Annotated in this window: 22 protein-coding genes; 8 read left to right on the top strand and 14 right to left on the bottom strand. The window is 43.6% G+C overall.

Going from position 1 to position 23,279, the window contains the following annotated elements; translation table 11 throughout:
- Window positions 1–2: 2 nt before the first annotated feature.
- Window positions 3–1,124, bottom strand: a complete 1,122-nt coding sequence (locus Q3A68_RS14005; RefSeq protein ID WP_302901729.1) for a sulfotransferase family protein — start codon at window positions 1,122–1,124, stop codon at window positions 3–5.
- A 134-nt stretch (window positions 1,125–1,258) separates the two neighbouring features.
- Here Q3A68_RS14005 and Q3A68_RS14010 point away from each other — a divergent pair, with 134 nt between their 5' ends.
- From Q3A68_RS14010 to Q3A68_RS14020, 3 genes are all read left to right on the top strand, one after another.
- On the top strand, window positions 1,259–2,563 hold the full coding sequence (locus Q3A68_RS14010; protein WP_302901730.1) for an Nramp family divalent metal transporter: 1,305 nt from the start codon (window positions 1,259–1,261) through the stop codon (window positions 2,561–2,563).
- A gap of 129 nt (window positions 2,564–2,692) precedes the next feature.
- Complete coding sequence (locus Q3A68_RS14015) at window positions 2,693–3,076, top strand: hypothetical protein (protein WP_302901731.1); 384 nt, start codon at window positions 2,693–2,695, stop codon at window positions 3,074–3,076.
- A gap of 334 nt (window positions 3,077–3,410) precedes the next feature.
- The gene (locus Q3A68_RS14020; RefSeq protein ID WP_302901732.1) at window positions 3,411–4,163 is read left to right on the top strand and encodes a phosphatase PAP2-related protein; all 753 of its coding nucleotides are present in this window, start codon (window positions 3,411–3,413) and stop codon (window positions 4,161–4,163) included.
- Between the two features lie 17 nt (window positions 4,164–4,180).
- Here the strand turns inward: Q3A68_RS14020 and Q3A68_RS14025 are convergent, their stop codons facing one another.
- Both Q3A68_RS14025 and Q3A68_RS14030 read right to left on the bottom strand, forming a co-directional pair.
- A complete protein-coding gene (locus tag Q3A68_RS14025) occupies window positions 4,181–5,740 on the bottom strand; it encodes a DHA2 family efflux MFS transporter permease subunit (RefSeq protein ID WP_302901733.1) in 1,560 nt (519 codons plus the stop codon).
- A gap of 272 nt (window positions 5,741–6,012) precedes the next feature.
- Window positions 6,013–6,591, bottom strand: coding sequence for a thymidine kinase (locus tag Q3A68_RS14030; RefSeq protein ID WP_302901847.1), 579 nt, complete (start codon window positions 6,589–6,591; stop codon window positions 6,013–6,015).
- 70 nt (window positions 6,592–6,661) lie between these two features.
- Between Q3A68_RS14030 and Q3A68_RS14035 the strand changes: the two genes are divergently transcribed.
- A complete protein-coding gene (locus tag Q3A68_RS14035) occupies window positions 6,662–7,582 on the top strand; it encodes a DUF8457 domain-containing protein (RefSeq protein WP_302901734.1) in 921 nt (306 codons plus the stop codon).
- 78 nt (window positions 7,583–7,660) lie between these two features.
- Here the strand turns inward: Q3A68_RS14035 and rodA are convergent, their stop codons facing one another.
- The 8 genes from rodA to Q3A68_RS14075 form a co-directional block, all read right to left on the bottom strand.
- Complete coding sequence (rodA, locus tag Q3A68_RS14040) at window positions 7,661–8,941, bottom strand: rod shape-determining protein RodA (RefSeq protein ID WP_302901735.1); 1,281 nt, start codon at window positions 8,939–8,941, stop codon at window positions 7,661–7,663.
- Window positions 8,931–10,934, bottom strand: a complete 2,004-nt coding sequence (gene mrdA / locus Q3A68_RS14045) for a penicillin-binding protein 2 (protein ID WP_302901736.1) — start codon at window positions 10,932–10,934, stop codon at window positions 8,931–8,933. Before mrdA ends, rodA begins: the two co-directional genes overlap by 11 nt.
- Complete coding sequence (locus Q3A68_RS14050) at window positions 10,935–11,450, bottom strand: rod shape-determining protein MreD (protein WP_302901737.1); 516 nt, start codon at window positions 11,448–11,450, stop codon at window positions 10,935–10,937.
- A complete protein-coding gene (gene mreC, locus Q3A68_RS14055; protein ID WP_302901738.1) occupies window positions 11,443–12,276 on the bottom strand; it encodes a rod shape-determining protein MreC in 834 nt (277 codons plus the stop codon). The genes Q3A68_RS14050 and mreC overlap by 8 nt, the downstream gene beginning before the upstream one ends.
- 119 nt (window positions 12,277–12,395) lie before the next feature.
- Complete coding sequence (locus tag Q3A68_RS14060) at window positions 12,396–13,418, bottom strand: rod shape-determining protein (RefSeq protein ID WP_302901739.1); 1,023 nt, start codon at window positions 13,416–13,418, stop codon at window positions 12,396–12,398.
- A 108-nt stretch (window positions 13,419–13,526) separates the two neighbouring features.
- Entirely contained in the window at window positions 13,527–15,053 is a 1,527-nt protein-coding gene (purH, locus tag Q3A68_RS14065; protein WP_302901740.1) for a bifunctional phosphoribosylaminoimidazolecarboxamide formyltransferase/IMP cyclohydrolase, read from the bottom strand.
- Window positions 15,054–15,265: 212 nt separating this feature from the next.
- Complete coding sequence (gene purN / locus Q3A68_RS14070; protein ID WP_302901741.1) at window positions 15,266–15,844, bottom strand: phosphoribosylglycinamide formyltransferase; 579 nt, start codon at window positions 15,842–15,844, stop codon at window positions 15,266–15,268.
- A gap of 142 nt (window positions 15,845–15,986) precedes the next feature.
- A complete protein-coding gene (locus Q3A68_RS14075; protein ID WP_302901742.1) occupies window positions 15,987–16,496 on the bottom strand; it encodes a hypothetical protein in 510 nt (169 codons plus the stop codon).
- 171 nt (window positions 16,497–16,667) lie between these two features.
- Here Q3A68_RS14075 and yiaK point away from each other — a divergent pair, with 171 nt between their 5' ends.
- On the top strand, window positions 16,668–17,657 hold the full coding sequence (gene yiaK / locus Q3A68_RS14080) for a 3-dehydro-L-gulonate 2-dehydrogenase (protein ID WP_302901743.1): 990 nt from the start codon (window positions 16,668–16,670) through the stop codon (window positions 17,655–17,657).
- A gap of 44 nt (window positions 17,658–17,701) precedes the next feature.
- Window positions 17,702–18,580 (top strand): alpha/beta fold hydrolase, encoded by an 879-nt coding sequence (locus Q3A68_RS14085; RefSeq protein WP_302901744.1) that lies wholly within the window; start codon window positions 17,702–17,704, stop codon window positions 18,578–18,580.
- Window positions 18,581–18,621: 41 nt separating this feature from the next.
- On the opposite strand, the gene Q3A68_RS14090 is transcribed toward Q3A68_RS14085, so the two are convergent.
- Together Q3A68_RS14090 and panB are read right to left on the bottom strand one after the other, a co-directional pair.
- Window positions 18,622–19,344, bottom strand: a complete 723-nt coding sequence (locus Q3A68_RS14090; RefSeq protein WP_302901745.1) for an RluA family pseudouridine synthase — start codon at window positions 19,342–19,344, stop codon at window positions 18,622–18,624.
- A 92-nt stretch (window positions 19,345–19,436) separates the two neighbouring features.
- Window positions 19,437–20,252 carry a 3-methyl-2-oxobutanoate hydroxymethyltransferase gene (gene panB, locus Q3A68_RS14095; RefSeq protein ID WP_302901746.1) on the bottom strand — a complete coding sequence of 272 codons (816 nt, stop codon included), beginning with the start codon at window positions 20,250–20,252 and terminating at the stop codon, window positions 19,437–19,439.
- 250 nt (window positions 20,253–20,502) lie between these two features.
- Between panB and carA the strand changes: the two genes are divergently transcribed.
- On the top strand, window positions 20,503–21,606 hold the full coding sequence (gene carA / locus Q3A68_RS14100; protein ID WP_489671735.1) for a glutamine-hydrolyzing carbamoyl-phosphate synthase small subunit: 1,104 nt from the start codon (window positions 20,503–20,505) through the stop codon (window positions 21,604–21,606).
- Between the two features lie 86 nt (window positions 21,607–21,692).
- Entirely contained in the window at window positions 21,693–22,490 is a 798-nt protein-coding gene (locus Q3A68_RS14105) for a carbon-nitrogen hydrolase family protein (protein WP_302901747.1), read from the top strand.
- Between the two features lie 6 nt (window positions 22,491–22,496).
- Here Q3A68_RS14105 and Q3A68_RS14110 read toward each other — a convergent pair whose 3' ends face one another.
- Window positions 22,497–23,039 (bottom strand): hypothetical protein, encoded by a 543-nt coding sequence (locus Q3A68_RS14110; protein WP_302901748.1) that lies wholly within the window; start codon window positions 23,037–23,039, stop codon window positions 22,497–22,499.
- Between the last annotated feature and the right edge of the window lie 240 nt (window positions 23,040–23,279).

A 23,279-nucleotide genomic window follows, 5' to 3' on the forward strand; every position in this document is an offset into this window, starting at 1 on the left:
AATTATCGTAATAGCCTGTACTTTGTTCGTAAGTATAATCTCCGGAAGAAGCTTACAGAATGCAAAGGATAATTCAGCCTGGCTGATAGCTTGCCCATATAAGTCGCTATTAACTGCTTTTCGGCTTTACTTAATAAATCTGGCTGGTGGTGTTCGTTCGTTTTAATTACCTTACCTGCTATTGGTTCCTTTACGAACGAGCTATTGGCCTGTGCAGGTATCCCGGCTACGGTAGGCTGATACAATTCAGCCGATACAGGAATGCCCAAAAACGATGCCATTTCCTGTGCAATCAGCTCCGGATTCTCGCAAAGCTCTTCGTAATGCACCTGCATAAAATGCGAATGGCTTAATACAGATTGTTTTACTGCGACGCTAAAGGAAATTTTCATATCAGCAAGCGCATGCCGGAAATTTACAGACGGCTCCATTTTTTTACGGGAAGTGAGCGTAGCTTCCGGGTGGCGGATAACCAGGATAATTTTAGACTGTGGTACCGAGTTCCATATCCGCATAAGGAAGCGTTCATTTACCGGAGTTTTATCTACCCAATATCTTGCGCCGAGCTTATTGGTGCATGAAGCCCAGGCTAGCACCACTGCAATGTGCGGCCATTGGTCATTATTCCTTTTAACGCGTGTCCACCAGGCCATAAGGTAGCGAGCAAAGTCAACATAAGGTGAGCTTTCGGCCGAACTGCGCCCTGCTAACCAGTAAGGGGGCTGATTGATAGGATTAGCTATCCTGCGCAGCCATTCTGTACCCAGAAAACCAATCTGCGCCTCTTTGGTTAATAAACCTACTTTATACTCCAGGTTGGTATACCATGTGCCTTCTGATGGCAGCACCACCACATCGGGGTGACCTTCGAGTATATCCTTTACCAATGTCGTGCCGCTGCGGTGTACCCCGCAAATGTATATCGGATTTTTAGCGAGCATCGTACCCTGTATCAGTTGATCATCACTTAACGGCATCGGCCCCAAACTCAATGCATGGTTCCATATCTCGTCCGACCACAATTTTGCAGCAGCTACCAAGTCAGCCGGAGGACTGGTTTCCAGCCGTCGTTTAGGTAGCAGGCCATTTAGTTTTTGCTCCGCTTCTATAATTGAGATCAACATCTGTGACGTTCATTTATCATTACCTTAAAACAATGTTTTGGGTTGCCTGTAGAATAATATAATGTTAGTAAAAACAATCGTTATTTTAGGGGACGCCAATCCGGAACCTGCAATATTAAATATCCCCTGAATACATGACAGAAAAGAAGTTTACTAAACTCAGAAAGAGAAGATTCTGGAGATTTTTAACGCTGCTGGGCCCGGGCCTTACTACCGGGGCTGCCGACGATGACCCCTCGGGCATAGCTACCTATTCGCAAACGGGTGCGCAATTCGGCTACGGTCAGCTGTGGACAGCCTTATACATGCTGCCCTTTATGGCTGCCGTGCAAGAAGCCTGTGCCAGGATTGGCTTAGTTACCGGAAAAGGTATTGCCGCAGTGGTAAAAGAACATTACAGCAAACGGGTGCTATATGCCGTTGTGAGCCTTGTAGTAATTGCCAATACCATCAACATCGGGGCCGATATTGGCGCTATGGCCGAAGCAGCGGGGCTATTAATACATGTGCATTTTGCCGTGCTTACCCTGGCGATTACGACCATCATTCTCGCACTCGAAATATTTACTAACTATAAAGTTTATTCCAAAATACTTAAGTGGCTGGCGCTGGCATTGCTGGCCTATCCTATTACTGCATTTATAGTCCATCAACCCTGGGGCACTGTTTTTAGAGCGACAGTTGTGCCTCACTTTGAATTCAATTTTGAATTCCTGTTTATCATTACCGGCGTTTTAGGAACCACCATTTCGCCGTACATGTTTTTTTGGGAAGCATCGCAGGAGGTGGAAGAACAAGAGGAGAAAGGCAACGGAAATAATAATGGCAAACGCATCGTGAGCCGCAATATGATCCACCGCATGCGACTGGATAATAATGCAGGCATGATCGTGTCCGAAATCACCACCTGGTGCATCCTGCTGGTGGGTGCTACTGTGCTGCACCAAAGCGGGGTAAAGGATATTAAAACTGCGGCCGATGCAGCCCGGGCGCTCGAACCACTGGTACATTCATTTCCCGACTCCGGTTTTTGGGCAAAGTTTATTTTTTCAATTGGCATTATCGGTCTGGGCTTTCTGGCGGTGCCGATACTTTCCGGATCAGCGGCTTATGCGGTATCGGAAGCTTTTAACTGGAATGCAAGCCTGAACTATAAACCTAAGCAAGCCCGCGGATTCTATGGCGTCATCACGGTAGCGACGGTTATTGGCCTGATCATCAATTTTGTTGGTATCGATCCTGTTAAGGCGCTGGTTTATTCCGCCGTGCTGAACGGCGTTGCCGCCGTGCCCCTGCTTTACCTCATCCTGCGCATTGCCAAAAATGACAAGATCATGGGCGAGCATAAAAGCGGCGTATTATCCACCTCACTGCTCTGGATCACCTTTATAGCGATGGGCGCCGCTGCTATTGCCATGTTTTTTACTATCGCGAAGTGATGCCGGAAGTCGGAAGACAGAGGTCTGATTTTTTGTTCTGCTAAGATTATATGAACCGGAATTTTACAGGGCCGACCTACAAGTTCTTATCATAAATAATTGTAAATTAGTAGGATAACTTTTAACCCGATGAAAAAATTACTTTATCCTTTACTGATCGTATCATTACTTTCCTGCGGCCGGAATGCTGATAAGTCAAAAGCAAAAAACCCGGATACCCTAAAATCACAGGCACAATACTTGCAGGATGCCCTCAAAACGGATGAATATAAAAATGCTTACATGAATATTCAAAGGGTAAAGGATATGATGGATTCGGTAAAAAAAGGATCGATAGATTCTACCGCGGTTATTTTTGTATACAACAATTCGATAGCCACGCCAACCTCCCAGGTAAAAACAGTAGCGCAGGTTAAAGAAGGGATGAAAAACGACACTGCCTTTTTAAAAGCAGCGCAATTGAAAGCCGCAAACAAACTTGCTTCAGCCGATTCCGCAAAAATAAAACATTGAGATTAGAGTCAGGTTAAGTTGGCTGTTGATATGCGAATTAACGTAATCAACCTTCGTGTTCGTTTGTATCATTCGATATCGGTTCAGGAAACGATCGAACAGTACGCGTTAAGTTGCTGAAATATAAATGGGTGAGTAACAAACAAACATAGGTAGAGCTGTGTTTTTAAAGTGAAAGCCATGGTGGCGATTTTTTGTAAAATTTTGTGAGGGTTTGAGGTACTGAAAGGTACGCTATGCGAGACTCTGCGAGGTGGAATATTTACACAAAGGCTTCCCGATATTTTTTCAATTATAACTACTTGCCAGCACCAATTTAACACTGCGCTGAAATATGGAATCAGTCCCACTAAAAAACAACTGGGCGTTAATGTGGCATTTACGTTACAAACGGTATCAGATAATCATCGGCACCGTGATCGTGCTCGGCATAGCTTTTACCTTACCGTTCTTTTTCGGTCACATTGAAAAAAGAAATGGGGCTGTATTAAATGACTGGCTGCTGGAAAGCATACCTCCTCATAATGTATCCCTGTTAATTTTTGGAATTATATGGGGGATGGTTTTATTAATACTGATCAGGACCATTAAGAATCCTTCCATTTATATAACCTATTGCTGGACCTTGATATTTGTTTATATAGTTCGTTTTATCACCCTCAGCTTGGTTGCGCTCAATCCGCCCCCGGGCATGATCTCGTTGGTTGACCCGCTCGGCAGCGTTTTTTACGGGCACGCCTCTATTACAAAGGACCTGTTTTTTTCAGGGCATACTACCACCATATTCCTGATATTTTTATGCCTCAAAAGGAGAACGGATAAAATAATAGGTCTTATTGCAGTTTTTGCCGTTGCTTGTTTATTACTTATACAGCATATCCATTACACAATAGATGTACTGGCAGCGCCTATTGTTGTTTATCCGTGTTACCGCTTAACCTGTTATGTTTTTATAAATACAAGGGTGTTGCGTCAACATTTTCCAAAAAGTTATGCAACCAAACTGCTTGTGACTCTTTTTAGCCGAAATGGTAAAAGCAAAAAACAAGGAGACCCTGCGGATGCGATAATCCAATCAACCACTTAACTTAATCAACTATCCTATCAATGATCCGACACAACCACGTTAGCGGTTTTTGCCTTGCCGCGTTTGATTACGAATAAGAGCAAAGGCAAAGTGATTGCAAACAATAGTCCTATTAACAGATAAGAATCAAGATAGCTAAGTAATGTGGACTGCTTTACTACTGCTACGTCAATCGCTTTCACAGCCAGCCGTTTGGCATCCAGCAGGGTTTTCCCTTTATCCTGAAAGTAGCTGGTGTAGCGTACTATCCTGTCGTGTACCAATGGATTAATGTCAGTGATATTGGCCAGCATGTCGGTACGGTGCAATTCTGTGCGTCTTGCAGAATAGGTGTTGACAATGCTGATACCAAATGAACCACCCAGTTGGCGCATCATATTATTGAGGGCTGTTCCTTGCGGGATGTCGGCTGTTTTCAGGGAAGATACCGCCAGAGAGCTTAAAGGCACAGTAAGCAGGGCGATTCCCAATGCACGCGTGATCAGCATTAAACTGATACTGTTTGCTGAAGTATCCAGACTCATGTGCCCCATTTCCCAGTTGAAGAAAATAAACAGCAAAAACCCGACAGCCACTATTGTCGCCGGTGCTATGCCTTTTTGCAGTAATTTACCTGTAATGACTAATGCTATCAGGGCCACAATTGAGCCTGGCAATAGTAGCAACCCGGTTTGAGTGGGTGTAAAACCCAATAATCGCTGTGCAAATACCGGTGTAAGGTAGATGGTGGTAAATAAGCCCAGGCCTGAAACGAATGTGAGAATAGCCGCAATAAAGAGCTGCTTGCTCTTTAACACCCGCAAATTAACAACCGGGTGAGCCGCGTGTAGTTCCCATAATACAAAAGCAACCAGGGCGATAGCGGCAGTTACGGAGAGTACGATAATATAGCCAGCAGAGAACCAGTCGTCAGTTTGACCGCGTTCAAGCACAGTTTGCAAGCTGCCTATGCCGATGGTTAGAAGGATAATGCCCGCCCAGTCGATTTTCCCATTACCGTTAGGCATTTTGTTAGGCGCGTCGGGCAACAAGAAATAACACGATATAATAGCAGCTATACCTATCGGCACATTAATATAAAATATCCATGGCCAGGAGTAGTTTTCAGTAATGAATCCACCCAATGTAGGCCCAATGGTTGGACCGATAAACACTCCTATACCAAATAAAGCACTTGCAGTGGCTATCTTATCCTTTGGAAACATTTCATACACCACCGCTGCCGAAACTGACAGTAGGGCACCACCGCCTAAACCCTGCAGGAAGCGGAAAAATACCAGCACCCAGATGTTGGTCGCCTGCCCGCACATAAGGGAACAGAAGACAAACAGTATGATTGACCCTATGTAATACACACGCCTGCCAAGTACGTTGGTCAAAAAGCTGGTCATGGGGATGATGATCACATTAGCTATGGCATAAGAGGTGATTACCCATGCCGTATCTTCGAGCGTTGACCCCAGGTTTCCGCTCATATAGTTTAGCGCCACGTTCACTATCGAGGTGTCGATCAGTTCCATAATAGCAGCTGCTATTACAGTAACTATTAATAATTTCTTCTTGAACTCGTTCATCATATTATACCGATTGGTATTTTTTAATTCACAACAATTCGTTTACTTATATCAAAAGGCGAAAACATTTGTCTTGAAATGCGCTGCAATGTTAAATAATAAAAAATACCAAATGGTATTTTTTATGTCATAATTTGGTAAGTTGATTAGGTTGATTGATTTAAGTGGTTGGTTGGGTTGACTTGTTCAACTAAGTCACGCTTTGTTTCAAACTATATCGGCTCAGCAAACGAACGAACATGGTCAGAGATTAAACAAGGGAGATTAGGGCGGGCTCAGTCTGCCATATTGTAGCATACTCTGCAACGCGGTTCATAGCTTTCCTTTTCGCCAAGCAGGATAGTTCCGGCCCCGGGAACGGTACGGTAAGAATACAGGGCGGGATTGCCGCATTTAACGCATACGGCATGTACTTTGGTAACCGATTCAGCAATGGCCATCAGGGCAGGCATAGGACCGAAAGGCGTGCCTTTAAAATCCATATCCAGTCCGGCGACAATTACACGCACACCTCTATTGGCAAGGATATTGCAAATATTCGGCAGTTCTTCATCAAAAAACTGAGCTTCATCAATCCCAACTATCTGAACATCGCTTCCCAATAGCAATATAGCGGACGAGGTATCTACCGGGGTAGAAGGAATGGAGTTGGCATCATGCGATACAACGTCGGTCTCATGGAACCGGTTATCGGTGCGTGGTTTAAATATCTCCACCTTCAAACGGGCAATCTGCGCCCGGCGCAATCTGCGTATCAGCTCCTCTGTTTTACCCGAAAACATCGACCCGCAAATTACTTCGATACTGCCTCCCACTTCACTCCTGCGCTTAAAAACATCTTCGCTATACAACATTACAAACTCCTTATAGCGGGCAAATATCATAATTAAATGTTATTTTTGATAAGCATTTGCATATATCGTCATGAAGCAACAGGAAGTTTTTAAAAAGATAGGCACCATATTAAAGGAGCTCAACGACCAATACAATTACCTGGCAGCAAACGAAAGCGAACTGAATGATCTTGAGCTTGAGTTGTTTGTAGCCAACGCACATTTCCTGGCTGATCACTCCGAAATATTACGCAAGCTTAGCATAAACAAGCCTGAGCCACCAAAAGCAGCACCTGTAACTGAGCCTCGTTTTTTTGAACCGGTAGTACAGATAGCGCCCCCTTCAACCGTTGAGAAGGAACCTGCTGAAGAGGTAAAAGCTGAAGAGCCGATTATTGCCGAAAAGCCTCAAATGGACGTACCGGTTCCGCATATTGATCTGAGAGGCGATGATACCGGAACGGATTATTCTTACATCAGGCCAGAACCTGATGTGATCAGGCATGAGCTTAAACTGGAAGAAATACCACATATAGAAGAAGATGATGAGGAACCGGAACCAGACGAAATGCGCCATCCGATACACGAAATACCTGAAAAACTTAAGGCTGAAACACCAAAGGTTGAGGTAACTTCTGCACCTGTAATTAAAGAGCCTGTTAAGCCGCAGGTTGATATCGATGAGAAAGAGGGAATGCTAACCATTAACCAGCGCATTTCGGCACAAATTAATGCTAATACCTCCAGAAACGCGGAGCACGTCAGTTCCTCACAACCTATTACTGACCTGAAGCAGGCTATCACCTTGAATGATAAATTGCTTTACATTAAGGACCTGTTTAACGGTTATAACCTGGCTTATAGCGAAGCATTGGATATCCTGAACCGCTTTAACTCATTTGATGAGGCTGAGAACTTCCTTAAAACAAGCTATGCAGCCAAAAATAACTGGGACGCCAAACCAGCTACTGCTGAGAAATTTTATGAGCTGTTGAGGAGAAGGTATTCGTAAGTTGCAGTGGCAAGTGGCAGTTGCAGTATTAACACCAATCCATTTACTGCTACAGAAAACTGCTGCTGCTACTTCATCCTAAACAATTCCCATACGGTTTGAATCGAGTTTTACCAGTATAAACAGCATGATGGTAAAGCTGAGCAATGAGGAGCCTCCGTAACTGATAAGCGGCAACGGGATACCGATAGAAGGCACGATACCTATAGTCATCCCGATATTAATAATGACGTGAAAAAAAATAACTGACGCCACGCCATAAGCATACACACGGGTAAACGTGGACCGTTGTCGCTCGGCTATCCTGATTATGCGTAACAATAAAAACAGGTACAGGCCAAGCACTACGGTCGCACCGGCAAAGCCCCATTCTTCACCCACTGTACAGAAGATAAAATCTGTTCCCTGCTCCGGTACAAACGAGTATTTGGTTTGCGTGCCCTGCATATACCCCCTGCCCCACAGTTTACCAGAGCCTATTGCAATTTTCGACTGATTTACATTGTAACCCTTGCCTTTAATATCGGTAGTGATGCCTAATACGATATCGATACGTACCTTTTGGTGAGGTTTCAGCACACTGGTATAAAGGAAATGCACGCTGAATACAAAGGCGATACTAATAGCTAAACCAGTGGCTATTACAGGCATCAGCTTTCTGTTACGCCTGGTAAGCAATACAATAATAATGGCAACAATGATCAAAGCGCCGACGATGTAAGCCGTATTGTTGAGCTTTAGCGTAAGAACAAAGAGCGTGATAAACAGTCCCTCAAGTATAAGGAAATAGGGTGAGAGGCCTTCCCGATATAGTACAAATATCAATGAGCTAAATACCAGGGTTGATCCAGCATCAGGTTGCAGCATGATAAGCAGCATTGGGAAACCAATAATTGCCAGCGAGATCATGAACGATTTAGGATCCGTTATCCGAATATTAGTACCGTTTAAATACCTGGCCAACAGCAAACATGTAGTCAATTTGGCTAACTCTGACGGTTGTAATCGAAACCCACCTCCCAATGATATCCAGGCCTGGTTACCACCTACATTTCGCCCGACGACAAGTACAAGCATCAGCAAGACGACCGTTACACCATAAAACACCGGTGCAAGAGCGCTAAAAAAACGGCTCTCGAGCAACAAAATAAATATAGCCACCACAATGGCCACTATTATATAAATAAGCTGTTTGCCGTAGTCTGTGCTTAGATCTAAGAATGATGGGTGCTTTTCGTCATAAACTGCCGAGTGGATATTGAGCAAGCCAATGGTACACAGTGCCAGGTACACAAACACAATCGCCCAGTCGACGTTGAAAAAGAATCCGCGTTGTTGCTGTTGCATACTACTTCTCATCTTCCCTCCTCTCTAACTGATAAGCAGATGTTGTGTATTTGCTTTTATTCTTTTTCCGGCTCGCGCCACTTGCTGCCTTTTTATTGGCACTGTCTGCTATATGTTTTGCCGTGTCTTTAGGTGTGGACGGAAGCTTCAGCTTGGGCCCCTGGTAATAGTTCTCGAGTGCCGGTAACCGGTTGGCACTCATGATATAGTCGGGGGTAATGCCATTTGGACGTGAGGAAATACTATCTCTCAGATATTTCTCGACAATAAAGCTGGCAATTGGCGCCGCCCATTTTGAACCCTCGCCAGAGTTTTCTACTACTACCGCTATCGCGATCTTTGGATTCTCTCTCGGAGCATACGCAACAAACACGGAGTGGTCTTCGCCATGCGGGTTTTGAGCAGTACCTGTTTTACCGCACATCACAATGCCGGATATCTTTGAGCCTGCAGCTGTACCACGGTCGACCACCGCTTGCATCCCATTGATGACTGGTTCGAAATACTGAGAATCGATCCCGACATAATTTTTAAGCCGGTATTCCGGCTTAATAATTTCTTTGTCGCCGATACCCTTGATAAGGTGTGGTTTATAATAGAATCCATGATTGGCAATAGTACACTCAATATTAGCCAGTTGCAATGGGGTTGCTAACAACTCGCCCTGCCCAATCGCTAAAGAGATCACAGTACTTGAGCGCCAGCCCCCTGGATGATAAACCTTATCATAATGGGCAGTGGTAGGGAGATAGCCTTTACCTTCACTTGGCATGTCCAAACCCAATCTTGAACCCAATCCAAACTTTGATACATTGCCACGCCAGTTGGTAAAGGTAGATGCCGTTTGTTTGGCTCCATAGTAATTCATTAATCTTTCAAATACCATTGAAAAATAACCGTTGCATGATTCAGCTACTGCGCTTGCCAGGTTTACTACACCGTGACGCTCGTTATGGAAACAATTAACCCTGTGATTGCCCGCCCAGTAGTAGCCGGGGCAGTTGTAAGTAGTTTCCGGAGTAATGAGACCTTCCTGCATTGCGATCAAAGCACTTAGGGGCTTAAAAGATGATCCCGGAGGATAAGAAGCCTGAATTGGCCTGACGAAAAATGGCTTGTACGGATCTTTGTAAAGTTCGGCAGCATTATTACCTCTTTCATGTCCAACTAATAAATTGGGGTTGTAAGTTGGGCTGCTTACATAACAAAGTATCTCACCCGTAGAAGGTTCGATCGCAACGATACTACCCACTTTGTTTAACATCAGCTTTTCGCCAAGCTTTTGTATGCGTTTATCAAGCGACGATGTCAACCGTTCACCCGCCACCTGTGCGGTATCATAAGCGCCATTGGCATAGTGCCCCTTAAACCTGCTGCGTGAATCGACCAGATCGTTTTCTACCCCACGGCGACCACGTAATACGTCTTCATAGGAGCGTTCCACACCTGTGACACCGATAAAATCACCGGGGTGGTAATACCCGCCCGATTTCTTGATATCCTTGTCGGTTACCTCGCTGATATACCCTAAGAACTGGGCAGCGATAGAGTCAGGATAAGTACGCAGGTAACGTGGAGACGAGTCAAAACCCGGAAACTCCGACAAACGCTCCTGTATTGCGGCGAATGCTTGTGCCGATAATTGTTTTTCGAAAACAGATTGTAGGCGGGGAGAATATTTTATGGCTTTTTCAAACCTTTTATCGAACTCTGCCTTATCTATGCCTAATAACTTACAAAATGATGCGGTGTCGAAAGGCTTCACCAAATTTGGCGTTACCATGATATCGTAAAAGGCCTCGTTTTGTACTAATATTTTGTTGTTGCGATCAAGGATGGGGCCACGCGCAGGGTTTTTGTAAACCTTACGCAGCACGTTACTCTGAGCATACAACAGATACCGGTCATCTATGATCTGAATATAAAATAACCGGGCAAGAAGTATAAGGATAAGCGTAATAAAGATACCTGCAATTACGTAGCGCCGCTCAAAAAAACTATTCATTTAGCGTTCCCTCTTTCTGTAAAATAAAAACCCTGAAAGCAGCATCAAAAATACCGTAAAAATAGAACTCAACACAAAGCGGCTTAGTGTAAATGGTATCTCGGATAAGCGAAAAACTTCCAGGTTGAACAGGAAAAAGTGATGGGCTAAGGTCAGTATCAGGGCGTAGGTAAAAAACCAACGTGTACCCATTACGCTCAACGTTGGCTCGGGCTCATTATCAAAACCCTCTTTCTGAACGGTGATACTGATAAATAATATTCTGACGAATGCCAATAAAACACAGGATGCAGCATGCAGACCAGGCGTATCATAAAATGCGTCGATGATAATCCCCATCAAAAATGACAGGGCAAATAACAAAATATTAGGTGTTTCAAATGGCAGCAGCAGGATAAACATGATGTATAAGTAAGGTGTAGACAGGTTATACAGGGTGATGTTCTTCAGCAAAAACACCTGTAAAAAGATCAGCGATACAAACCGCAAAAAGTTGATTAATATAACCCTACTCATTTTTCTTTTGCTGCGCCTCCAGTCCCGCCTGTTCTTCCGCAAATTTGTTTACAACTACATCTACATATTGTAGCTTGCCATAATCCACGGCAAGCTTTACTTCCATATTTAATGCAAAACCTCCATTTTTAGTACGCAGGTTGCTTACTTTGCCAATAGGTATGCCAGCCGGGAAAAGTGAAAACTCTGAGGTCACCACCTCTTCACCAACGTGCGGCTGTGCATTATTCGATACATCTTTTAAATATCCTTTATGCGGATCGAGGTCATCACTCCACTCGATATAACCGATCTCATGATTTTTCGACAGCATGGCGCTAAACCGGGAATCCTTATGCAATAGAGATTGCACTATAGACATGTGCGGACCCACAAACACTACCTTTCCCACAATCCCCGAGCTACAGATCACACCCATACCTTTTCCTACGCCTTGCAAGCTTCCCCGATTGATGGTGATATAATTATTACTTCGGTTGGTGGAATTGTTGATCACCCTGGCCTCAATGTAAGTGTACTGTTGTTTGTAAATGGTATCGGTAACCTGCTTTTTATTAACGCTATCAATATAAAACGACGCCTTTAGCTGAGCCCTCAAACGGGCATTTTCTTTGGCAAGGCTGTCATTTGTTTCCCGTAACGAGAGATAACCATATAACTCGTTAACCTGCGAATACAAAGTGCCGGTTACCTTGTTGGCCGAATTGATAAAAGAAGCCTTCTGAAAAGAATTGTATTTGATATAAATAATGAGAGAACTTATCTCAAAGATAATAAACAGAAAAAATGCGTTGTACTTATTGATAAATATCAGGAGGTTACGCATTGGTCAGATCAGATTTGAGATATGAGATTTGAGATGTGAGATATCTTTCGAAACCGGCTATTATGTTAAATATAAGCTAATCAGTCTCAAATCTCATATCTAACATCTCAAATCTAAAATTACTGCATCAAGAATTTAAAGTTCCCTATATTTTTTAATGCGGTTCCGGTTCCGCGAACTACTGCACGCAGTGGATCTTCGGCTACGTGAACTGGCAGTTTGGTTTTTGCTGCAACACGTTTATCCAAACCACGCAACAATGCACCACCACCGGTCAGGTAAATACCGGTCTGGTAAATGTCGGCAGAAAGCTCAGGCGGCGTAATCTCCAATGCCTTCAGTATCGCCTCTTCTATTTTCGAGATGGATTTATCCAGGCAGTGAGCGATCTCGGTATAAGAAACCATGATCTGCTTTGGAACGCCAGTCATCAGGTCGCGGCCCTGTACGGCAAAATCTGATGGTGGATCGGCCAGTTCCGGCAGTGCCGAACCAACTTCTATTTTGATCTTCTCAGCAGTACGGTCACCGATCATGATGTTATGCTGACGGCGGATGTATTGAACAATATCTGAGTCGAAATTATCACCTGCAACGCGGATAGACTGGTCGCACACGATACCTGATAAGGCAATCACAGCAATTTCTGTGGTACCACCACCTATGTCAATGATCATATTACCCATTGGCTCTTCCACGTCGATACCGATACCTACAGCAGCAGCCATAGGCTCGTGGATAAGATAAACCTCTTTAGCCCCGGCAATTTCGGCTGAGTCGCGTACAGCACGTTTCTCCACCTCAGTGATACCAGAGGGAATACAGATCACCATACGCAAAGATGGAAAAAACCAGCCTTTGCCTTTGTTGATCATCTTGATCATGCCGCGTATCATGTGCTCGGCAGCGTTAAAGTCGGCAATAACGCCATCCTTCAACGGGCGCACCGTGCGTATATTTTCGTGGGTCTTACCCTCCATTTGCATCGCCTGTCGTCCAATGGCGATCACTTTGTTAGTTGTACGGTCAAATGCCACGATGGATGGCTCGTCGACCACTACTTTGTCATTGTGTATGATAAGGGTATTTGCGGTACCTAAATCGATAGCTATTTCCTGTGTGAAAAAATTAAAAAGACCCATTGGCGATTATCAAATAATAGATATGTAAAGTTGTATAAAAATAACTTAATAATTACAAGTTGTTATTAAAAGCGTTAAAATTCACAACTTATTACGTGTTATTATTAATTAATGTTTAAAATGTCGTACCCCGGTCATAACCATAGAGATACGTTTTTGATTTGCCATGTCTATCGAGTCCTGATCTTTGATCGATCCGCCTGGTTGCAGCACCGCTGTAATACCTGCTTCGGCTGCTAATTGCACGCAATCATTGAACGGGAAAAACGCGTCAGAAGCCATTACAGCGCCATTCAGGTCGAATCCAAATTCAGCGGCTTTTATAACCGCTTGTTTCAGAGAGTCAACCCTTGAGGTTTGCCCAACGCCGCTTGCCATCAGCTGATTATTTTTTGCAAAAACTATCGTATTTGATTTGGTATGCTTCACAACTTTATTAGCGAAGTAAAGATCTTTCAGTTCCTGTTCGGTCGGTTGCTTTTCGGTAACGGTTCTCATCTGATCCGGACCTTCAACTACCAGGTCTTTATCCTGCTCAATCACGCCGTTCAGCAAAGTTTTAAATTGCTTTAAAGGCAACTCAACCGGCTGACGGATTAAAATGATGCGATTTTTCTTCTCGCGCAATACCTGTACAGCCTCATCGGTATATGCAGGAGCAATTAGTACTTCAAAAAATATTTTGTTAATCTCTCTTGCGGTTTCCGCATCAATCTCTTCATTTGCAATGATCACGCCACCAAAAGCAGACACAGGATCACAAGCTAAAGCATCGATCCAGGCTTCTTTTATAAACGAACGGCTGGCGATACCGCATGCATTGGTATGCTTTAAAATAGCAATAGTAGGTTCAGTAAACTCGTCGATCAATGACACTGCTGCATCCACGTCAACCAGGTTATTGTATGATAACTCCTTTCCATGTAATTTGGTGAACATCGCATCAAGGTTGCCATAGAATACACCTTTCTGGTGCGGGTTTTCGCCATAACGCAATACCTGACTTTTTTGAATGCTTTGTTTGAAAACAGGTAATTGCTCCTCCTGATTAAAGTATTCAAATATGGCAGTATCGTAATGAGATGTAATGTTAAATGCACGTTGCGCAAATGAACGGCGCTGATCGATGGTTGTTTTACCATCCTGTGTTTTCAGGATCTCACCCAGTTCTACATAGTCATCTTTTGATGCCAGGATCACTACATCTTTAAAGTTCTTGGCCGCTGCGCGGATCAGGGAGATACCACCGATATCGATCTTCTCGATCACATCGGCCTGGCCTGCGCCTGATTTTACAGTTTCTTCAAATGGATACAGGTCAACAATAACCAGATCGATCTCCGGTATTTCATATTGAGCCAACTGCTGCTCGTCGCTTTCAAAGTTTCTTCTTGCCAATATACCGCCGAACACCTTTGGGTGCAGGGTTTTCACACGTCCGCCCAAAATAGATGGATAAGAAGTTAAATCTTCAACTGCAATCACTTCGGCACCTAAACTACGGATAAAAGTTTCCGTTCCGCCGGTGGAATAAATGTTCACTCCGAGGCGGCTCAGCTCATGGATAATGGGCTCAAGATTGTCTTTGTAATAAACTGAAATTAAAGCGTTTTTTATTTGAACAGAATGGCTCATGGACACGGGTTTTTTTAAAGCCGCAAAGGTAGTGATTAGGTGTCAGAGATTAGAGATTAGAGATTAGTTTTTTTGCAATAAATAATTGAAGCACAAATTGCTCATTGAGAAATCAAAAAACATGTGCTTTAGAAATTGATCTGCAGACTGAATAGACTGGTTTATGATTACACCGGGAACAAGCCTAATCTCTCATTAACTAATCTCTAAACTCAGCTCTTCATCTTTCTCAGCAAACTCTCTATCACCCTGGGGAAATGCTGATGCTCGAGTTGCTGGCCTTTGAATTTGATCACTTCAAGAGTATCCCCGGGTTCAATTTTAAAACGTGATTGATGCAATATCTCGCCTTCGTCGAATTTCTCATTAACAAAGTGGATAGTAATGCCCGATTCTTCTTCTTTGGCAGCCAGAACGGCCTTATGTACATGATCGCCGTACATGCCTTTGCCACCATATTTTGGTAACAAAGCAGGGTGAAGATTAATGATCTTATTAGGGAATGCTTTAAGCAGGTTTTCGGGAACAAGCCACAGAAACCCGGCAAGCACAATCAGGTCGACCTGCAGGTTTTTTAATAGCTTGATGATATTGTCAATTTGATAAAACTCTTCACGGGTAAATATGTGCGATGGGATTTCGAAATTATCAGCGCGCTGCAGCACATAAGCCTGCGGGTTGTTTGTAAGTATCAGTACTACTTCGGCTTCGGAATTACGTTTGAAATGCTCCATTATTTTTTGGGCATTTGATCCCGAACCGGAAGCAAAAATAGCAATCCTTTTTTTCATTGATATTATCGTTTCGGCGGCAATAAGGCTTTTATTAAAATGGCCGCTTTTATTCTGTTTTATCCTGGCTTTTTCTTATAAAGTATTCAAAATGCTGTTAACACGACTCAAATATAAAATTTTGATACAGTTAAACAACACACTATTGCGATTTTACCCTCACAAAGCCCCACTGGTAAACCACCCGTATTTGAGTAGGTGAATAGTAAGTTTCCAGATTACCTGTCTGTAGTATCAATGAATACTGCCCCAGGTTAACGATGCGGGCTGTAAGAAATGGTTTAGAATGTGTTGTTGTATCAGTCCGGGCTATTGTATCCTTGCAGGTCATGTTCACATTCAGAAAAAGTCTATCCTGAGAAAGTGCCCAGGTTCCTTTTGTCGCTTGTGGAAGGCAATCAAAATTGGTGTAAGTACAAGTATTATCCGTATTAAACTTAAATATTTGGGTTACCAGGCATGCTGTATCCAGCGTCAAAACACTAGTCGCCGTACTACCTACATAAGTGGTAACTTTTGCCGACGACAATTGCCATTGATTCTGGGCAATTAATGTTTCTATATAATCCTGGTTGTTTTTTTTACATGAATTAACCAGTAAACCAACAGCCGCAACAACAAACAGAAATAATAACCGGATCTTGAATTTCATTTATACAGTTGTACAAAAGTAAGAAATCAATGCCAAACTGGCGTTACAGTGAGTATATAACTGTAAAAATTCCTGTTTAGTTTAACCATCAATCTAAATTCAACTTCCGGCTCAAGACTTTCAACTTACACCTATTGACTTTGGACTTAAGACTTCCGACTTTTGACTACCATGAAAGTCTCCTTCGAAAAACTACAATCCGAATTCAAACGCGTCCTGCTTTCGCTCAATTTTGATGAAGAGCATGCTGATAAAAGCGCAACCATTTTTGCAAAGAACAGCCGCGATGGCGTTTATACTCATGGGCTAAACCGTTTCCCGACCTTTGTTGAGTATGTAAAGAATGGCCTTATCGTCCCCAATGCGAGACCTCTCCGAAGCGGCGGTTTTGATGCACTTGAACAATGGGACGGGCGCTTGGGCGTAGGCACACTAAACGCCACGTTTTGTATGAACCGGGCTATCGAACTTGCCCGTGAAAACGGCATTGGTTGTGTATCTATCAGGAACACCAACCACTGGATGCGTGGGGGCAGTTATGGCTGGCAGGCCGCCGAGGCCGGCATGATCGGCATATGTTTTACTAACACTATCGCGAATATGCCGCCCTGGGGTGGGGTCGATCCGCGCCTGGGAAATAATCCGCTGGTAATTGCTATTCCGCGCGAAGAAGGGCATATTGTATTGGACATGGCTATTTCGCAATATTCATTCGGCAAGCTGAACCTCTATAAATCCAGAAATGAGCAACTGCCTCTACCGGGAGGCTATGACAAAGATGGCAACCTAACCACTGACCCCGGCGAAATAATCGACTCTGTACGACCATTGCCTATTGGTTTCTGGAAAGGTTCAGGATTATCCCTTGTGCTCGACCTCCTGACTACTATATTAAGCCAGGGACGCTCGACGGGTGATGTTACCCGGGGCGGATCAGAATCGGGCGTATCACAGGTATTTATCTGTATAAAGCCTGATGCTGGTATCCAAACTGAAAATATTATTAAAAATATACTCGACTATACTAAAAGCAGTCGCACCGTGGGCGAAGGCAAGGAAATACTTTACCCTGGAGAAAACACTTTACGCATCCGTAAGAAAAGTATGGAGGAAGGCGTTTGGGTAGATGATAAAATATGGGAAAAAGTAACACAACTATAGTCCTGCAATATTGTTATCATCCAAAACTATATCTTTAGGCATTTATGACCGATTTTCGATTCCTCACACTTCCGGATGGACGACGACTAAGTTATGTGGAGTTCGGGAAAAGCGATGGCTACCCGGTAATGTATTTTCACGGTACTCCTTCCTCCTGTCTCGAACCAGCCATGATAGGCGAAGAAGCCTTTTTAACGCACAATCTACGAATCGTCTCACCAAGCCGTCCGGGTATGGGCCAGTCGGATAGACATGGCAAACGGACTTTTATCGACTGGACAAATGATACCATCGCGCTGGCTGATCATTTAGGAATCGATAAATTTGCCATTTTGGGCTATTCAGGTGGGGCACCTTATACATTGGCGTGTGCTTTAAAAATACCTGACCGCTTACTCTCAGCGGTAATTGTTGCAGGCGCCGGACAAATGAACCAGCCTGAAGTATGGAATAACCTGGGTTTAAAGCACCGGATATTTTGGAAAGTGGCCGATAAATTTCCTCTTCTGCTTCCCATCATGCTAAAAAAGATGCGCAACTATAGGGAAATGTCCGATGAGGCTATCATGACGCGCTTTGAGCAAAACATGCCTAAAGCAGATTTTGAAACCTTCAAACAAAATAACCGGTTATCGTTATCAAAGCAGGGAGTTGAAGAAACTTTTCGCGATATGAATGGTGTTGCGATGGATGTAAGGCTTCCCATCCGCCCGTTGGGGTTTGAATTAGGTATGATCAGGTTTCCGGTCACCTTTTTTCACGGAAAAGAAGACAGAACCGTTCCCATTCAGGTGGTAGAATGGATGGTGCCGCGCATACCTCATGCAAGGTTAGTGACTTGTCCTAACGACGGGCATATTTCTGCTATTTGTGAACATTTTGATGAGATAGCAGAAACGTTGTTGAATAAGGTTCCTGCATAAAGGAATGGGTTGCATCCCTACGACATGCGAAGCATATCGAATTATTCAATCATTCCCGCAAACTTTTCCCAAAAACCATCTTTAGGCAATTCGGCAACGATTTCAATGGGCTCATTTTTTATCGGATGTGTAAACCGCAATCTGCGGGCGTGCAGACTGATACTGTTTTTTAAGCTACCGCGAGGATAACCATATTTATTATCGCCGACAATTGGGCAACCCAATGTGGAGAGCTGTACCCGTATCTGGTGCGGACGGCCCGTGATCGGGTTGACCTCTAACAAATAATACCCGTCCAATTCACCAACCAGTTTGTAGCTCAACTCCGACCGCTGGCTACCTGGCACTTCCTGTTCATAAGCCTTGGTCACATTTTTCTGCGGATTTTTTAGCAGCCAATGCACCAGCTTGCCTTCGGGTGGTTCGGGACGTTTGCGTACTACGGCATAATAAGTCTTTTGAATTTCGCGGCGCTTAAACAGATTATTCATCCGGTCGAGCCCTTTGCTTGTTTTGGCAAAAAGGATCAGGCCGCTTACCGGGCGGTCGAGGCGATGCACTACACCCAGGAAAGCGCCATTTGGTTTGTTGTACTTTTTGGCGAGGTATTTTTTTACTTTTTCGTCGAGCGACTCATCCCCCGTCTCATCTACCTGCACAATATCCCCGGCGCGTTTATTCACTGCGATCAGGTGGTTATCTTCATAAATAATATCCTTATCCGTGATCTCCTGGTTTACGTATTTGATGTATACTTTGCCCATTGGTTGTAGGTGGCTGATAGTTAACGGTTCATAGTGTTGAACAATCAAATATCATTTTTGATTTATCATCTGCATATACGCACATCTGCACATCAATATTGTTCTTTCTCATTCGGAAAGTCTCTCGATTTCACATCATCAATATAATTCTTTATTGCATCGCTCATCACTGTATATAAATCAGCATATTGCCTTAAAAACCTCGGTTTAAACCCTTTGTTGAGGCCCAGCATATCGTGAATCACCAGAACCTGTCCGTCACAATATTTCCCCGCACCGATACCGATGATGGGAATACTCACGCTCTCAGCGACTTCTTTTGCCAGTTGTGCAGGTATTTTTTCAAGCACGATACCAAAGCAACCCAGTTCCTGCAATTTTAAGGCATCCTCACGTAATTTTTGAGCCTCTTGTTCTTCTTTTGCACGTACAGTATAAGTGCCAAATTTATAAATAGATTGTGGGGTTAAACCCAAATGCCCCATCACCGGAATACCGGCTGTGAGAATACGCGTTACAGATTCGGCGATCTCTACCCCGCCTTCAATCTTCACGCCATGTGCTCCGGCCTCTTTCATAATGCGGATAGCCGAATTAAGCGCTTCTTTAGAGTTACCCTGGTACGAGCCAAATGGAAGATCAACGATAACCAATGCCCTTTTTGCAGCACGAACAACTGAGGAAGCATGATAGATCATCTGGTCGAGCGTAATGGGCAAGGTAGTTTCATGGCCTGCCATTACATTTGAGGCGGAATCCCCAACCAGTATAATGTCCGTTCCGGCAGCATCAACTATGGTTGCCATGGAATAATCATACGCAGTAAGCATGGATATGCGCTCACCACGTTGCTTCATTTCCTGTAAGGTATTGGTAGTAACCCGTTTGATCTCTTTATTTACAGACATACTGGTAATATTTGGTTGGCAAATGTATGATAATTTCGAATTCCGGGAGCCGAATTTCGGATTTGTACCATCATCAAAATCACATAATTAAACGCATTTATAAATTTCGAAATTTCAAATTCGAAATCCGAAATAAAATCTTACTTTTGCGGCGTGAATCCGGTAGTTGCCCATTGCACTTCTTACAACTGCTTTCACGGAGCTGAACCTCAGTCTGACCGGCACTTTAACTATTCATTTTTTTATTATTATGATTACCAACTTCACCAAGTTACCCGCAGTATTATTACTGGCTGACGGAACTGTATTTTATGGCAAAGCTGCCGGAAAGATAGGCACCACCACCGGCGAGATATGTTTTAATACCGGGATGACCGGCTACCAGGAGATATTCACTGATCCTTCCTATTTCGGTCAGATTATGGTAACCACCAATGCGCATATCGGCAATTACGGTATCGCTAAAGATGAAGTTGAATCAAACCGCATACAAATAGCAGGGTTGGTTTGCAAAAACTACAACATCTATTATACCCGCAAGCAGGCTAATGAATCTATCCAGGATTATTTCCAGGAACAAAATATCGTATCGATCTCGGATATCGATACCCGACAGTTGGTGCGTCATATCCGCGATAAAGGCGCAATGAATGCGATCATCTCTTCTGAAATCCTCGATATTGAAGAACTGAAAGCAAAACTGGCCGAGGTACCATCAATGGATGGGCTGGAGCTGTCATCACAGGTTTCAACTACCGAAACTTACACCTTTGGCGAAGAAAATGCCAAGTACCGTGTAGCGGTTTTGGACCTGGGCGTTAAGAAAAATATCCTGCGCAATTTTCATGATCGTGATGTTTACGCTAAAGTATACCCTGCAAAAACTTCTTTCGAAGAAATGGAAAAGGATTTTGCGCCTAACGGTTACTTCATTTCCAACGGCCCAGGCGATCCTTCTGCTATGCCTTACGCGGTTAAAACTGTGAAAGACATATTAAAATCTGATAAACCAATGTTCGGTATATGCCTTGGCCACCAGTTGCTGGCATTGGCCAATGATATCCCAACTCAAAAAATGTTTAATGGTCACCGCGGTTTGAACCACCCGGTAAAAAATATCATTATCGATCATTGCGAAGTAACCTCACAAAATCACGGTTTCGGCGTAGTGCCTGAAGCTGTGCGTGCATCTGACAAAGTAGAGATCACCCACGTGAATCTGAACGACCAATCGATAGAAGGTATCCGGGTGAAAGGTAAAAAAGCATTCTCGGTGCAATATCACCCTGAATCATCACCCGGCCCGCATGACTCAAGATATTTGTTTGATGATTTCATCAAGCTGATGCAATAAGAAACAAACTTGAAGGCGGGAGGAATTTTTCCCGCCTTTTTTATTTTTATAGATTTGGCCATCCCTGATTAATTCGATTATAGCTTATGAAAATAGCCTTAGCCTCCCCTCCTTTTCCAAAATCAATAGCCGACGGCCTGCACTGGGTTGAAAAAATGATAAAAGAGGCAGCGGCACAAAAAGCGGAGGTTGTTTGTTTTCCTGAGTCTTATGTCCCTGGCTTACGTGGCGTTGGTTTTGAGGTAGAAGCTCACTCACCTACCAAACTGGAAGCTGCACTAAAAAGTGTTTGCGCTATGGCGAAGGAAAATGCTATCGCTGTTATCTTCCCAATGGACTGGGACCATCCCGATGGTATATTAAATGTAGCATGGGTGATATCAGCCAAAGGAGAAGTAATTGGTCGTCAGACTAAAAATCAACTATCGCCGCCAACGGAAGATGAGCTATTTATTCCCGGTAACGAGAAAAGTATATTTGAAGTAAATGGCGTTAAGTTCGGGATCACGATTTGTCATGAAGGCTTCCGTTATCCTGAATCGGTAAGATGGTCGGCCAGAAGGGACGCAAAAATTGTTTTCCATCCGCATTGCACCGGCAACGATACCCATGGCGATAAGCTTTATGAGTGGGGCAATAAGAACAACCCCTATTACGAAAAGGCGATCATGATGCGAGCCATGGAGAATACCATTTATTATGCAGCCTGCAACTATACCATGAAATATCCTGAATCGGCAACCTGTGTGATCGATCCTGATGGCAATTGTGTTGCTCACCAGCCTTACTCAGAAGTTGGCGTATTGGTTGTAGATATAGATCCCGAAAAAGCGACGGGCCTGTTAGCAAAGAGGCTCAATGCAAGTCTATATACTAACTATTAATCAATACTATTTCTTTAAATAATAATCAGGTACTTTAAGTGAGGGCTTTTCTACGTCCCAGATTATACTAGACACCTTCCAGCCACCTTTGGTTTTTATTAATTGAAAACTGTTCACACCCCTTTCCGCAACGGTATCCATACTGTTTAGATAGGTTTTGTAGGTACTGATGCGGTGTGCTACCCTGCCAAATTGCTCTGTTCTGCCAAAAAGTTCTTCTTCATAAAACATGCTGACGTGGTTGCCTTCTATGAACTGCTTATACAACGGATCGATAAACTGATCGATACTTGTAACCTGTGCAGTATCTGTCCGGAAATTGATCAATTGCGCCTGGGGGATAAAATAATTTTTGATTTCGCTATAACGTGGCTTCTCTCCCTTTTTGAAACTGATTGCGGCATAGGCATCGTGTACGGCTTTCGTTATGGCACTATCATCAGGTAAAGCATACGCTGTTTTTGATGACCCGACACCTGTCTGGTCGTGATGAGAGGAACAGGAGTACAAAATGAATATGCATGTAGTAAGGAGAATAAAGGTTTTCATATGTTTGATCTAATGGTTACGATGAGATAAATATAATATATAAGCCTTACATTATCTTGCAATAAGACACCGGCAATTTTCCCCGACTCATCCAATTTCCCTCCCCAATTCACCGACGATTTCCAGCTGTTCGCCTAATATCCCTCACGCTTTTTTGTGGACGGGGACATATTTGTATCGCAAAACAAAAACAATATCATGAAAACTATTCTGCTTATCCAGCTCATCCACCTTGCCACT

This window comes from Mucilaginibacter tolerans, from assembly GCF_030519375.1.
Lineage (GTDB): Bacteria > Bacteroidota > Bacteroidia > Sphingobacteriales > Sphingobacteriaceae > Mucilaginibacter.

Bases quoted from the DNA above. Each gene is read 5' to 3' on its own strand.
- mreC (WP_302901738.1), bottom strand. From the start codon at position 12,276: ATGCGTAACCTCCTGATATTTATCAATAAGTACAACGCATTTTTTCTG.
- Q3A68_RS14090 (WP_302901745.1), bottom strand. From the start codon at position 19,344: ATGGGCAAAGTATACATCAAATACGTAAACCAGGAGATCACGGATAAG.
- Q3A68_RS14020 (WP_302901732.1), top strand. From the start codon at position 3,411: ATGGAATCAGTCCCACTAAAAAACAACTGGGCGTTAATGTGGCATTTA.
- Q3A68_RS14060 (WP_302901739.1), bottom strand. From the start codon at position 13,418: ATGGGTCTTTTTAATTTTTTCACACAGGAAATAGCTATCGATTTAGGT.
- Q3A68_RS14085 (WP_302901744.1), top strand. From the start codon at position 17,702: ATGACCGATTTTCGATTCCTCACACTTCCGGATGGACGACGACTAAGT.
- Q3A68_RS14005 (WP_302901729.1), bottom strand. From the start codon at position 1,124: ATGTTGATCTCAATTATAGAAGCGGAGCAAAAACTAAATGGCCTGCTA.
- Q3A68_RS14050 (WP_302901737.1), bottom strand. From the start codon at position 11,450: ATGAGTAGGGTTATATTAATCAACTTTTTGCGGTTTGTATCGCTGATC.
- purN (WP_302901741.1), bottom strand. From the start codon at position 15,844: ATGAAAAAAAGGATTGCTATTTTTGCTTCCGGTTCGGGATCAAATGCC.
- Q3A68_RS14075 (WP_302901742.1), bottom strand. From the start codon at position 16,496: ATGAAATTCAAGATCCGGTTATTATTTCTGTTTGTTGTTGCGGCTGTT.
- Q3A68_RS14015 (WP_302901731.1), top strand. From the start codon at position 2,693: ATGAAAAAATTACTTTATCCTTTACTGATCGTATCATTACTTTCCTGC.
- carA (WP_489671735.1), top strand. From the start codon at position 20,503: ATGATTACCAACTTCACCAAGTTACCCGCAGTATTATTACTGGCTGAC.
- yiaK (WP_302901743.1), top strand. From the start codon at position 16,668: ATGAAAGTCTCCTTCGAAAAACTACAATCCGAATTCAAACGCGTCCTG.
- Q3A68_RS14105 (WP_302901747.1), top strand. From the start codon at position 21,693: ATGAAAATAGCCTTAGCCTCCCCTCCTTTTCCAAAATCAATAGCCGAC.
- Q3A68_RS14110 (WP_302901748.1), bottom strand. From the start codon at position 23,039: ATGAAAACCTTTATTCTCCTTACTACATGCATATTCATTTTGTACTCC.
- Q3A68_RS14010 (WP_302901730.1), top strand. From the start codon at position 1,259: ATGACAGAAAAGAAGTTTACTAAACTCAGAAAGAGAAGATTCTGGAGA.
- Q3A68_RS14035 (WP_302901734.1), top strand. From the start codon at position 6,662: ATGAAGCAACAGGAAGTTTTTAAAAAGATAGGCACCATATTAAAGGAG.
- mrdA (WP_302901736.1), bottom strand. From the start codon at position 10,934: ATGAATAGTTTTTTTGAGCGGCGCTACGTAATTGCAGGTATCTTTATT.
- Q3A68_RS14025 (WP_302901733.1), bottom strand. From the start codon at position 5,740: ATGATGAACGAGTTCAAGAAGAAATTATTAATAGTTACTGTAATAGCA.
- purH (WP_302901740.1), bottom strand. From the start codon at position 15,053: ATGAGCCATTCTGTTCAAATAAAAAACGCTTTAATTTCAGTTTATTAC.
- panB (WP_302901746.1), bottom strand. From the start codon at position 20,252: ATGTCTGTAAATAAAGAGATCAAACGGGTTACTACCAATACCTTACAG.
- Q3A68_RS14030 (WP_302901847.1), bottom strand. From the start codon at position 6,591: ATGTTGTATAGCGAAGATGTTTTTAAGCGCAGGAGTGAAGTGGGAGGC.
- rodA (WP_302901735.1), bottom strand. From the start codon at position 8,941: ATGAGAAGTAGTATGCAACAGCAACAACGCGGATTCTTTTTCAACGTC.